Genomic DNA, 12176 nt, shown 5'->3' with positions numbered 1-12176 from the left:
TTGCCGCCGCGGGCGACAAAAACAATAAGGATATGACATGCTTTCGCACACTTTGATTGCCTATCTGGGTCTGTTGGGCGGCCTGGTGCTGCTTATCTGGCTCGCCCTGCGGGGCGTGAACATCATTCTCGCGGCACTGCTGAGCTCGGCTCTGGTGATTCTGACCAATGGCTTGCCGGTCGCGCAGGGACTGGGCGAATATTTTGCTTTTGGCGACCTCGGGGCCTTTACCTTTGCCGGGCGTTTCTTTCTGCTTTTCGCCGCCGGCGCGATGTTCGGGCGGGTCATGGGCGAGAGCCACGCCGCCTCCAGCATAGCCATGGCCCTGGTGCGGAAGCTCGGCGCGACGCGGGTCCTCTGGATTACGGTGCTCTCTGCCGCCCTGCTGACCTATGGTGGCGTGGTGGTGTTCGTGGTGATTTTCGCCATGTATCCGCTGGGTCTGAAATTGTTGCAAAACGCCGATGTTCCCAAGCGCCTGTTCTGTGCCGCACTGGCCCTTGGTTCCGGCACCTTTACGCTCACCGCGCTGCCGGGAACACCCTCTATTCACAATGTCATCTCCTCGGTGGCGCTCGGCACTGACCTGTTTGCGGGAGGCTCGCTCGGTCTGCTTGGCGGAGTTATCATGTTGGGGCTGGGCATGTGGTACCTGGAGCGTCAGCGCCACGCAGCGGCAGCGGCAGGAGAGGCTTTGTCGCCGCTCCGACTGACCGCTCGCTGCAGACCGACCCCGGCGAGCAGAGTTACCCGCACTGGGCCCTCGCGCTGCTGCCGCTGGCGGTGGTATTGGGCACCATCCTGTTGCCGCGCCTGTTGCTCGCCGCTCTGGGGGAGAGCGCCCAGACCGGGGTGGGCAGCGCCTACGACCTGCTGCGTTTCGCCAACAGCCAGCCGATAGTCTGGCCCAGCCTGGCCCTGTTTGCCGGTACTTCGCTTACGGTTTTGCTGTTTCCCAGTGTGCGAGCCCAGCCGTTGCGGATCGTCGGCGAGGGAACCCAGGAATCCATCATGCCCCTGATCAATACCGCCGCGGTGATTGGCTTCGGCGGCGTGGTGACCCACACCGAGGGGTTTCAGCAGTTCGCCCAGCAGATGCTGGCTTCCGACCTGCCGCCTTTGCTCTCACTGTTCACCGCGATCAGTGCCATTTCCGCGATTACCGGTTCTGCCTCCGGCGGGCTACAGATATTCATGGCCACCATGGCCGATGGCTACCTGGCGATGGGGATTCCAGCCACGGAATTGCATCGCCTGGCGACCATGGCTGCCGGAGGCTTCGACTCACTGCCGCATTGTGGAGCGGTGGTGGCCATGCTGACGATCACCGGCCTCAGTTACCGGCAGGCCTATCGGGACGTGTTCGTGGTGACAGTGGCGATTCCGGTGCTCGCGACCCTGGCCTGCATGGCACTGGCGGCGAGCACCTGAGCCCACCAGATTTAATCGGGCCACTATCACTTTTGTGACATTCTGATCGGAAATACGGCGCTAGTATCGCGCTTCGGTAAATTCGAATAAGGAATGCGAACATGCCTGATACCGCGATAGCCGTGTCCCGTGAATTACCTGCGGGACTGGCGCAGGGCCTGGCAAGCCTGGGGGAGGTCCGGATTACCGCTGCGAAACCGGACCTTATGCAGGATTGTGGAGTCTACGTGACAACGCCGATGGACCCGGTCCCGGAAGGTCTTATCGATCAGCTGCCCGGCAGTATCGCGCTGATTGCCAGTATTGGGGTGGGTACTGACCATATCGATCTCGAAGCGGCGACTCGCCGGGGCCTGCTGGTCAGCAATACGCCTGTGGTCACCCAGGACACCGCAGACCTGTGCTTCGCGCTGCTGCTCGCTACCTGCCGCCGCCTGAACTACAGCGAGCGCCGGCTGCGCGCCGGTGACTGGAGCGCGGGTGCGGCGGTGGAAGGCATGCGCGTGCATGGCAAGACCCTCGGCATTGTCGGATTTGGCGGGATTGGCCAAGCCCTGGCTCGGCGTGCCCGGGGCTTCGACATGCGGGTGTTGTACCACGGTCCCGGGCGCAAAGTCGGGGCAGAGGCCACCCTCGGGGCCGAGTACCGTGCCGGGCTGCGCGAGTTGCTGGAAGAGGCGGATATTGTTTCCCTCAACTGTCCACTGAACGCCGCCACCAGGCACCTGATCAATCGCCAGAGTCTGAGCTGGATGAAGCCGGGTAGCGTACTGATCAATACCGGGCGCGGCCCGCTGGTCGATGAGGCGGCGCTGATCGAGGCGCTACACGATGGCTCGCTCGGTGCCGCCGGACTCGATGTGTTCGAGTTCGAACCCGAGGTCAGTCCGGGCCTGCTCGAGCTCGACAATGTATGCCTGCTGGCGCATATCGGAAGCGCGAGCATCGAGTGCCGCAGGGACATGGGCACGCGCCTGCTGCGCAATATCCAGGCCTATTTTCGAGATGGCCGGCCCCTGGACAACTGTGTCCCGGTGCCGGCCTCTGCAGCGGGATAATGCCGTGAGTGTCTACGACGTGGTGCCGGTTACAGTCGCGGATTACCGCCGCCTTGCCATGCGACGCCTGCCGCGATTTTTGTTTGACTACATCGACGGTGGCGCCAATGATGAAATTACGCTAGCTGCAAATACAAGTGCTTTCCGGGCCCTGCGCCTGAAGCAGCGGGTGATGCGGGATGTGTCGAGTGTGGATACCAGCACCCTGTTGTTCGGACGGCAGGCGAGTATGCCCCTGGCACTGGCGCCAGTGGGTATGGCGGGCATGTTTGCCCGCCGGGGAGAGGTGCAGGCCGCGCGGGCGGCACAGCGCGTGGGGGTGCCCTTCACCAGCTCAACGGTGGGAATCTGCCCACTGGAGGAAATTCGCGTCGCCACCAGTCAGCCCTTCTGGTTCCAGTTGTACATGCTGCGCGACCGGGATTTTATTGGTGAGCTGCTGGAGCGGGCGGAGCGAGCCGGTTGTGAGACCCTCGCCTTCACCATCGACCTGCCCCTCCCAGGCCTGCGCCTGCGCGACTTTCGCAATGGCATGCTGGGCGGCGGGTGGCCGGGGAAGCTGTCCCGGCTGGCGCAACTTGCCATCAGCCCGGGTTGGGCCTGGGACGTTGGTATCCGGGGCAGGCCCCACAGCTTCGGTAATCTTGCGGACAAAGTGGCCAACCCAGAGGACCTGGACGCCTACAAGGCCTTTGTCGACTCGCAGTTCGACCCGCGTTGCACCTGGAAGGATATCCATTGGCTGCGGGAACAATGGCGGGGCAAGCTGCTGATCAAGGGCCTGATGGAGGCTGACGACGCCCGCGCGGCGGTGGACGCGGGTGCCGATGGCGTGGTGGTGTCCAACCACGGCGCGCGTCAGCTGGATGCCGTGGCCCCGTCGATAAGCAAGCTCCGGTCAGTATCCGAGGCGGTCGGCGCTGACGTGGAAGTCTATCTCGACGGCGGCGTGCGCAGCGGCATCGATATCGCGAAAGCGCTGGCGTTCGGCGCGCGGGGCGTACTTGTGGGCCGTCCCTGGGTATTCGCCATGGCCGCACGCGGGGAGCAGGGGCTTGTTGAACTGCTGGATCTCTTCCAGCGGGAACTGGCCACGGCGATGGCGCTGATGGGCGTAAACCGGGTCAGTGACCTGAATGCCGCAGTCATGGATCAAGGTTGTGCATATGTGCCCTCTCGGTCGGGGAAACATGAAGGAGCATGGCAATGAGTAAGCAGGAGCGTCCAGAGAGGCCCCCCTACCGTTCCACGGTGATGAAATCCGGCCCGGTCAAGGCGGCAGCACGAGCCATGTTGCGGGGCCTGGGGCTGGATGACGACGATATAAATCAACCGTTCGTCGGCGTGGCATCCAGCCAGGGCGAGATGAGTGCCTGCAACATGCGGCTGTCGGAAGTCGCGGAGCAGGTCCGCTGGGGAATTTACCGGGGGGCGGGACGCCGCGCGCGTTCAACACCATCTCGGTATCCGACGCCCTGGTCAACGGGCACAGCGGGATGCATTTTTCCCTGATGTCGCGCGAGGTCATCGCTGACAGTATCGAGTTGGTGATGCGGGCCCACCAGTACGACGGCCTGCTCTGTGTCGGCGCCTGTGACAAGAACTTCCCGGGCATGATGATGGCTCTGACTCGCCTGAATGTGCCCGGCGCCTTCCTCAACGGTGGTCCGGCGCTGCCCGGCCGCTACGATGGTGCGCCCGCCGAGATCAAGACTGTGGCGGAATATACTGGCAGGTTGATTGCCCGCCAGACTGATGCCGGGGAGCTGGAGGCGGTTTCACGCGCAGCCTGGCCCGCGGCCGGCTGCTGTGCCGGCCAGTTTACCGCCAACACCATGGCCATGATTGCCGAAGTGCTGGGATTTGCTCCCCTCGGTTCCAGCACCATTCCCGCGGTGTACTCCCAGCGGCGGGCGATGGCGCGCCGCGCGGGGCAGCAGTTGATGCGGGTGCTTGAGGCCAACTACCCCTGCCGCGGGACCTTGTGACTCGTGAGAGTCTTGAGAACGCCTGCGCCGCAGTGGCCGCCACCGGGGGCTCGACCAATGCAGCACTGCACATTCCGGCTATCGCCAATGAGGCGGGCATCGTGTTCACCATCGATGATGTGGCGGCGGTGTTCGAGCGCACACCGTTGATAACCCACCTCAGCCCCTCGGGACCCTACCTGTACCCGGACCTCCACGAGGTGGGCGGAGTACCAGTGATCCTCAAACAGCTGCTCCTGGGCGGTTTCCTGCACGGCGATTGCCCGACCCTGAGCGGCGAGCGCCTTGCCGATGCCCTGGCCGATGCACCTGATGCCGATGGCAGAATTGTGGAAGCGATCACTTCGCCGCGCAGCGCCAGCGGCGGACTGATGGTACTGAAGGGCAATCTGGCGCCCGAGGGCGCGGTTATCAAGACCGCTGGCATAGAGCGCAACAGCTTCCGCGGTCGGGCGCGGATCTTTGAGTCAGAGGAGGCCTGCCTGCAGGCTGTATTGGCCGATGATATCGGCGACGGAGAGGCTATCGTCATACGTAACGAGGGACCGGTAGGTGGGCCCGGGATGCGGGAAATGGTGACGGTGACGGCGCTGTTGTATGGCATGGGCAAGGGCGAAACTACCGCGCTGATTACCGATGGCCGCTTCTCCGGTGCATCGCGTGGCTTCTGTGTCGGCTATGTCACGCCCGAGGCTGCCTGCGGCGGGCTGCTGGCGCTGGTAGAGGAGGGCGACAGCATCCACATCGACCTTGGCTCCCGGTCCCTGACCCTGGAGGTGGAGGCCCGGGTACTGAAGAGCCGCGCGGCAGTCCATGAGCACGGCGACCCTTCGGGCAAGGCACATATCAGCGCCGCCGGCTACGCGCAGAAATACGTCGCCTGCGTCGGGCCTGCCACCCGGGGGCGGTGACCCATTCCGGGAATGTGCAGTGGCGCAATGAGGCCGAATAGCCTTAGCCAGAGTAGTCCGGCACAATCGGTTCACTGCCGACCAGTTGGTCACTGCGCGCCACCAGCTCGCTCATACTCTCGATCACGATTCGGCCGTAATTCGAGGTGATCAGTCCGGCCCGTTCCAGTAATTTGAGCTCGCGTGTGACGGCCTGCCGCGTCGCCCCCAGCATATTTGCCAGCTGTTCATGGGTAATGCCATCAACGGTTGCCTGATGCCTCGCGCTGGCGTCGCTCACGCTGAAGACCAGCCGCGAGAGTAGCCGGATCAGCCTGTCACGCAGGGGTAGCAGGTTGGCATCCTCGATGATGGTGTATGCAACCTGCAGGCGCCTTGCCAGAAAGCTGTTGAGTTCTCGAGCTATGCTCGGGTAGGCCTCATACAGTTGCAGAAAGTCGCGCTTGTTGAGCACAAAGAGTTCCGTTTCCCCTACTGAAAACGCGCAGTTTGCCCGGTAGAAGCCATTGATCAGACTCAATTCGCCGAAGCAGTCGCCAGCACGGATTTCACCAATCTGGACCTCTTTCCCGTTGAGCGCATACGTGCAAAAGCGGACCTTGCCCGAGCCGACCTGAAAAAGCTCCCGCCCCTCTTCACCGGCAAGATAGATTGCCTGTCCACCTTCGCAGTGGCGTTGCTTCATTCGCGCGCGGACGGCTGTCTTCTCCCGTGCCGGCAGGGAATCTATCCAGCCGTGCAGGCCTTGTACCTTCAACATAAAAACGATCGCGGAGGAGTCTGTGCTGATTCTAGTTCAGATAGCGGCCTTGCGGCCAGACGAATCCGGTTTGTCGCTGGCGCATTGTCGCAAACTTGCGTGGTAATCTCCAGAAATTGAAATATTTGTTGCAAACAGGGGGCCCGTCGATACCTACACTGGTGCCTTTGTAGTAGCAGTCGCTGCCGGGGCAGAGACATCCGGGCTCATGCGGCCACAGCAGATTGAGACCGCGCATGGGGCGTTGCAGCTGCAAGAGCAAAATAATCAGTGGAGACCGGATAACATGCATACAATTCCATCACGCAACACCAGCCTTGTCAGCCGCGCTTTACTGGCGGCCGCGGTTGCGTCTGCCTCCAACAGCGTGGCCGCCCAGGCCCTGGAGGAGGTTGTTGTAACCGCCCAGCACCGGGAACAGAGCCTGCAGGATGTGCCTATCGCCATCACCGCTATCGGCGCTGAGGATATCCGTACTGCGGATGTCAGTGATATCAATGCAATATCCCTGCGCACACCGGGTTTCAGCATGGGCTCACTCAACCCCGCGCAACCGCAGCTGTTTATCCGGGGCATAGGTTCCAATGCCGACGGCGCCGGCGAGGACCAGTCGGTGGTGGTATTTCTGGACGGCGTCTACCTCGGCAGAACCGCTGGCCAGGCCTTTGATCTGTTTGATCTGGAGCGCCTGGAGGTACTGCGGGGCCCTCAGGGCACGCTCTATGGAAAGAACGCTGCCGGCGGTGCTATCAATATTGTTACTTCGAAGCCCTCAGACACCCTGGAAGGGGCCGTCGAGCTGTCCGCGGGGGATATGGGCTACCTCGGCGTCCGCGGTCTGATGACTGGCCCCTGGGTGAGCGCGCCGCGGGAAAACTGAGCTTCAGTCACAAACAGCGCGACGGTTATGTGGAGAGCCTGACAGCCAACCTGGACGACCTCAATGCCTATGAATCCAACGGGGTTCGTGGACAACTGCTGTTGCGGCCGACCGATGCGCTGGAGGTGCTCGTTTCCGCGGATGCTTCGAAAGAGCGGCGCGATGGGCCGGGGCGAACCACGGGGGAGGGGCTGGCATTGGGCGCCGTGGTCGCAAGCCTTCCCGCCGATCTACAGCCGGGCTTCTTTGAGAACCTGCAGAGCGTGAAACCCCACGCCGATACTGACACCCTGGGACTGTCAATACAGGCCGACTGGAGCGTGGAATGGGGTACGCTGACCTCGATTACCGCGTACCGCAGCGCCGAGGCGGACGTGTCGGATCTGCAGCCGGCAGTCGATTTTGCCTATTTTCCCATTGTTACAGTTGACAATTTCTTCCAGGAAGACGGTGAGCAGTTCAGTCAGGAGCTGCGTTTTGCCAGTCAGGCTACTGATACATTGTTTTGGCAGGCGGGCCTTTTCTACCTGAAGGAGGAGATAGATAGGGATGAATTTTTTGACGCCATAATTGGCGCGCCGCTTGGTGGAGCGCCCACTGGGACCGCCCTTGCCCGCGGGGGCAATTTCCAGACCAACGAAACCCAGAGTCTGGGCGCCTTTGGTCAGCTAACCTGGTCTATCGGCGACTCCTGGGATCTCACCCTGGGCGGCCGCTATACCAGTGAAAGCAAGGACGCAGGCAATCGCTCGCTCGCCAATGGTGTGAACATCCTGGAAGTATTCGACATCGAGGCAGATGAGAGCTGGAATGCGTTCACGCCAAAGCTTGCCTTGAGCTACTATCTGGGCGACATCAGCATCTATGCAACCGCCTCCAGTGGCTTCAAGAGCGGTGGGTTCCAGGGATCAGCGCCCACCGAGCTCGCGGCAATCACGCCCTTCGATGAGGAGAAAGTAATCAACTATGAAGCCGGCATCAAGGGGACTGTCTTTGACAACAATCTGCGCTTTAATCTGGCTGCATTCTATACGGAATACGAGGACCTGCAGGTCTTGATCCAGACGGTAGGCCCCGGTGGTATTCCAGGCCCCAACCTGACCGAGAATGCCGGGGAGGCAGAGAGCCAGGGCGCCGAACTGGAAGTGCAGTGGCAGATGAACGGTTATCTGCAGCTAGCTGCGAGCTACGCTTATCTCGACACGGAATATACACATCTTGAGGGTAATTTAATGCCCAACGAGGGCAACAGACTTCGCAATGCCCCAAGAATGCCGGTTCCCTGAGCCTGATCTTCGATTACCCGCTGGATTCGGGCGCCAGCCTGAGCGCCCGTGCCGACTACACGCGCAAAGGCAAGGCCTATCAGGATCTCCAGAACCTTGAAGTCGCGGCTATCGAAGCCTACGAGGTGACCAATCTGCGTGTCGCCTACAGCGCCGAAGGTGCTTCCTGGGAGCTGGCCGGCTGGATGAAAAATGTGTTTGACGAGCAATACATGTTGCACAATTTCGCAATCAACCCCGGCGTTTCCACCAACCCAACACCGGCCGCACCGCGAACTGCGGGTGCTACGCTGACGGTATGGTTCTAGCATTTTCTGGAAGGCAGGTATGTCTCGAGGTTCCCGTGTTTTCGTCCCCCTGAAGAGGGCGTTTTTTATATCGGCGTACTCAATTGTTGCCCTGAGCTTGAGCCTGTCACCGGTCACGTTGCAGGCGAGTGACAGCACTCGGCTGCCCGTCACCCGGGCCAGGGAGGGGTTCTCCCTCGATGAAGCTCAGAGCCTGGGGCAGAGTGTCAGCGTGGCCTCGATTCTGAAGGGCGGGGATGTGGCGCTGTACTGGCTGGGGCATGCGGCACAAAGCCTGCCCACGGCTGTGATACCACGCTCGGCGCCGACCCGTAGCCTGCCGCGGACGCTCGATCCGCAAATCGGGGATACCCGTGCTGTTTCCGCCCTGGGGGAGCTCAGTCTCGATCAATTTCTGCTGCATCCGGAGAGTTTTGCACAGGGTTTTGTGGTCGTGCACCGGGGCAGGGTGGTTTACGAACAATACCCGGGTATGCAGCCCGAAGACAACCACCTGTGGGCGTCCAACGCCAAGCTCATGGCCTCGCTGCTGGTGGACCTGCTGATCAACGATGGCCTGATTGATGCGCACAAAACCTACGGTCATTACATGCCTGATTTTCTGGCGACGGCGTGGTCCGGCATTCGCATCATCGATATCCTGGATATGACTCCCGGACTGGACACGGAAGAAGACAGCCGCACCCGCGCCGACCCCGCATCCATTGCATCAAGAATGTTCTTTGCCGAGTTTGGCGAAGTGAATCCGGCTACCGGCAAGTCCGAAACCGTGCGGGAGGTCCTGAAAGATGCCCGTAAAATACGGGAGCCTGGGGAAAGCTTCGACTACGGCTCCCCGGTTACCCAGGCGCTGGTGTTGCTGATCGAAGAGGTTACACAGCGGGCATGGGCGGATGTATTTGAGCAACGCGTGTGGTCGCACATGGCTGTGGAGGGCGACCTGCAAGTACACCTTGCCCCCGATGGAACCGCGGCGGTGCACGGGTTGGTGTCCAGTCGCCTGCGGGATATGGCACGGTTTGGCATGCTGTACACGCCGAGTTGGCCAAGCGTTTCCAGCAGACAGATTGTGGGGCCGGAGATCATTGAGCGCATACGTTCGGGAGTCAGGGGACCGGAATTTTTCATGGCGGGCTATGACGGCCCTGTGTTCACCGAACGCCTGAATGCCCCCATTCTCGGGAATAGTCGACAGTGGGATGCCGTTTTCGCGGACGGCGATTTTTTCAAAAGCGGGATGTTCGGTCAGGGGCTTTACGTATCGCCTGGCCGTGATCTGGTGATTGCCTTTTTCTCGGCCAGTGCCGACACTGGTCCGATACAGCGCTATCTGCGTCCACTGGCCACTTCAGCCCGGTTTGATACCGAAACCTGACAAAAAGCAAGGCAGGGCCAGAGCGCACCATTCACAGTGAACGAGGTCTGGGTCTGTTTACCGGTGTGGACGAAGGACAGTTGATCCATATGATCGAGCGGGACTATGTCCGCAACCTGGGTTGATTCCCTGAGTATGGATCCAGTCATGGTCGAACCAGGTCTCACCCTGTTAGAGCGTCAGTATGCGCCGCAGCAGGCCGTCCTCGGAGCGGCGTTGCTCGCGCACCAGCAGCAACTGGGCCAGCTGCTGCTCAATGCTGCTGGCAATCTGGTCGCGAAGTTTGGTTCGCTGGGCGGGGCCGGGGCCGCGCTTGCGGTAGCGTGCCAGGCTCAGCGGCTCGCCAAAACCAATGAAACAGCGCTGGGGTTTGGGCAGCAGGGTGCCCAGTGCACCCAGTGCCAGCGGTGGCAGCAGGTCGTGGCGGGTATGCTCGGTGATCAGGCCCAGCTGGCGCAGCAGACGACCGGGCGGTGAGTCGGCCAGGTCTTCGCTCTCGATCAGGTGACTGTAGAATTCATCCGGCCCGACGATGCCGAAGGGCATGATGGTATAGCCGTACCGCGCCGCCAGCTTGATGAAGCCGAACCGCTCTTTCCACTGCAGCTGGTAGCGCTGCCGGCTGGGCTTGACCGCCTCGTGGGCACCGCCGGGAAACACCAGCAGATCCTGGCCGTGCGCCATCAGCGCCCCGCAGACCTCCGGGTGGCCCATCACGATGCCCCGGGACAACAGGGCGCGGCTGGCGATGTCGTTGGTGAACAGCAATTTGTCGCCCATGGGGCGCAAAAAACGGCCGTAACCCTGCCGCATCACGCTGGTCATGACCAGTCCGTCGAGCGCGAATAGACTGTGGTTGCCGACAAACAGGCAGGGTTCCCCGGGAATCCGTTCCAGCCCCGATACCACCGGCTTGAACCACGTGCACAGCAGGCGGTAGAGGCTGCGGGACTCCAGGTTGTCGGGCATGGTGACGGCCAGTGCCTGCGCGATATGGGCTTGCAGCTGCCGCTCCGTGAGCGGCTGGTTGCCGGTGTCCAGCGCGGTCATGGCCTGCTTGTGCACCTCCTGTAGCAATTGGCAGGGCATCAGTATATCACTCGATGCCCAGCAGGCGGCCGAGCCCCCGCTGTTGCAGAGCACCCTCCAGCAACTGGCGGATCGCGGCGACGTTGTCCAGTTCCAGCGCCTGCTGCGCCAGTTGCTCCGCCTCGGCCGCCGAGATTGAGCGCAGCAGCCATTTGATGCGCGGCAACTTGGAGGCGCTCATGCTCAGGGTGCGCACCCCGGTTCCCAGCAGGAACACTACCGCTGCCGGGTCCGAGGCCATTTCGCCGCACAGGCTCAATGGCAATTGCATCCGCTTGGCAGTCGCAGCGATGCGCGCGATCTCATGCAGTACCGCCGGGTGAATATGGTCGTAGGCGCCCGCCACTCGCGGGTTGTTGCGGTCAAGAGCCAGCAGGTACTGGCTCAGGTCATTGGAGCCGATGGAGATGAAGTCCAGCTTGCCGGCCCAGGCGGGCAGCAGGGAGATCGCGGCCGGTACCTCCACCATGATACCTATCCGCGGGCGCCGTACCGTCACATGCTCGCCGGCCAACTGCTCCAGCGCATCGCCAAGCAGACCCTGAAAAGCGTCGATCTCTCCGGTATTGCTGACCATCGGCAGCAGGATGTGGAGTTCTTCGCCACTGCCGGCGGCCCGTAGCATGGCCCGCAGCTGAGTCATCAGCAACGAGCTGTTGTCCAGGCAGAAGCGAATGCCGCGCCAGCCGAGGGCGGGATTTTCCTCGTGGATCGGAAAGTACGGCAGTGGTTTGTCACCGCCGATATCCAGGGTCCGCATATAGACCGGGCGGCCGCGGTAGGCGGCCAGCACCTGGCTGTAGGTGTGCAGCTGTTCCTCTTCGGAGGGAAAGGTCTCGCTGATCATGAACGGCATTTCGGTGCGGTACAGGCCGATGCCTTCTGCGCCATTGGCAAGGCCGGGAGAGATGTCGGCCAGCAGGCCGGTATTGGCCAGCAGCTGCACCCGTTCGCCGTCGGTGGTAGTGGCAGGCAGGTCGCGCAGGCTGGCGAGCTCGCCCCGCAGTGTCTGTTCCACCAGCTGCAGCCGTTCGAATTCCCGCAGTACCGATTCCCCGGGGCGCAGGATCACCTGGCCGGTATTGCCGTC

14 protein-coding genes are annotated in these 12176 nt (G+C 61.9%); 11 read left to right on the top strand and 3 right to left on the bottom strand.

Annotated features, from left to right (window positions below; translation table 11 throughout):
- The first annotated feature begins 37 nt into the window (after positions 1–37).
- The 7 genes from G3T16_RS21565 to G3T16_RS22325 all read left to right on the top strand — a co-directional run bounded on the left by G3T16_RS21565 (position 38) and on the right by G3T16_RS22325 (position 5388).
- A complete protein-coding gene (locus G3T16_RS21565) occupies positions 38–901 on the top strand; it encodes a GntT/GntP/DsdX family permease (protein WP_232059235.1) in 864 nt (287 codons plus the stop codon).
- On the top strand, positions 853–1431 hold the full coding sequence (locus G3T16_RS21560) for a hypothetical protein (protein ID WP_232059234.1): 579 nt from the start codon (positions 853–855) through the stop codon (positions 1429–1431). The genes G3T16_RS21565 and G3T16_RS21560 overlap by 49 nt, the downstream gene beginning before the upstream one ends.
- A 101-nt stretch (positions 1432–1532) precedes the next feature.
- On the top strand, positions 1533–2489 hold the full coding sequence (locus G3T16_RS02505) for a 2-hydroxyacid dehydrogenase (RefSeq protein WP_163493686.1): 957 nt from the start codon (positions 1533–1535) through the stop codon (positions 2487–2489).
- 4 nt (positions 2490–2493) lie between these two features.
- The gene (locus tag G3T16_RS02500; protein ID WP_232059233.1) at positions 2494–3699 is read left to right on the top strand and encodes an L-lactate dehydrogenase; all 1206 of its coding nucleotides are present in this window, start codon (positions 2494–2496) and stop codon (positions 3697–3699) included.
- Positions 3696–4001 (top strand): hypothetical protein, encoded by a 306-nt coding sequence (locus G3T16_RS21555; RefSeq protein ID WP_232059232.1) that lies wholly within the window; start codon positions 3696–3698, stop codon positions 3999–4001. Before G3T16_RS02500 ends, G3T16_RS21555 begins: the two co-directional genes overlap by 4 nt.
- The gene (locus tag G3T16_RS22330; RefSeq protein WP_332102911.1) at positions 3902–4477 is read left to right on the top strand and encodes a dihydroxy-acid dehydratase domain-containing protein; all 576 of its coding nucleotides are present in this window, start codon (positions 3902–3904) and stop codon (positions 4475–4477) included. The genes G3T16_RS21555 and G3T16_RS22330 overlap by 100 nt, the downstream gene beginning before the upstream one ends.
- Positions 4474–5388, top strand: coding sequence for a dihydroxy-acid dehydratase domain-containing protein (locus G3T16_RS22325; RefSeq protein WP_197911858.1), 915 nt, complete (start codon positions 4474–4476; stop codon positions 5386–5388). The genes G3T16_RS22330 and G3T16_RS22325 overlap by 4 nt, the downstream gene beginning before the upstream one ends.
- Positions 5389–5431: 43 nt before the next feature.
- Here the strand turns inward: G3T16_RS22325 and G3T16_RS02490 are convergent, their stop codons facing one another.
- On the bottom strand, positions 5432–6148 hold the full coding sequence (locus G3T16_RS02490) for a Crp/Fnr family transcriptional regulator (protein ID WP_163493684.1): 717 nt from the start codon (positions 6146–6148) through the stop codon (positions 5432–5434).
- 286 nt (positions 6149–6434) lie between these two features.
- On the opposite strand from G3T16_RS02490, the gene G3T16_RS02485 reads away from it, so the two are divergent.
- The 4 genes from G3T16_RS02485 (at position 6435) to G3T16_RS02470 (ending at position 9997) form a co-directional block, all read left to right on the top strand.
- Positions 6435–7028, top strand: a complete 594-nt coding sequence (locus G3T16_RS02485; RefSeq protein ID WP_163493683.1) for a TonB-dependent receptor — start codon at positions 6435–6437, stop codon at positions 7026–7028.
- 29 nt (positions 7029–7057) lie between these two features.
- The gene (locus G3T16_RS02480) at positions 7058–8314 is read left to right on the top strand and encodes a TonB-dependent receptor (RefSeq protein WP_163493682.1); all 1257 of its coding nucleotides are present in this window, start codon (positions 7058–7060) and stop codon (positions 8312–8314) included.
- Positions 8315–8439: 125 nt separating this feature from the next.
- Positions 8440–8622 carry a hypothetical protein gene (locus tag G3T16_RS22685; RefSeq protein WP_332102848.1) on the top strand — a complete coding sequence of 61 codons (183 nt, stop codon included), beginning with the start codon at positions 8440–8442 and terminating at the stop codon, positions 8620–8622.
- Between the two features lie 97 nt (positions 8623–8719).
- Entirely contained in the window at positions 8720–9997 is a 1278-nt protein-coding gene (locus tag G3T16_RS02470; RefSeq protein ID WP_163493681.1) for a serine hydrolase domain-containing protein, read from the top strand.
- A gap of 171 nt (positions 9998–10168) precedes the next feature.
- On the opposite strand, the gene G3T16_RS02465 is transcribed toward G3T16_RS02470, so the two are convergent.
- Both G3T16_RS02465 and G3T16_RS02460 read right to left on the bottom strand, forming a co-directional pair.
- Entirely contained in the window at positions 10169–11086 is a 918-nt protein-coding gene (locus G3T16_RS02465) for a lysophospholipid acyltransferase family protein (protein ID WP_232059231.1), read from the bottom strand.
- 7 nt (positions 11087–11093) lie between these two features.
- Complete coding sequence (locus G3T16_RS02460; RefSeq protein WP_163493680.1) at positions 11094–12158, bottom strand: putative PEP-binding protein; 1065 nt, start codon at positions 12156–12158, stop codon at positions 11094–11096.
- Between the last annotated feature and the right edge of the window lie 18 nt (positions 12159–12176).

It is taken from the genome of Kineobactrum salinum (assembly GCF_010669285.1).
Taxonomy (GTDB): domain Bacteria; phylum Pseudomonadota; class Gammaproteobacteria; order Pseudomonadales; family Halieaceae; genus Kineobactrum; species Kineobactrum salinum.
The sequence above is the reverse complement of the archived record's forward strand: the minus strand, read 5'-3'. Positions and strand labels throughout refer to the sequence as shown.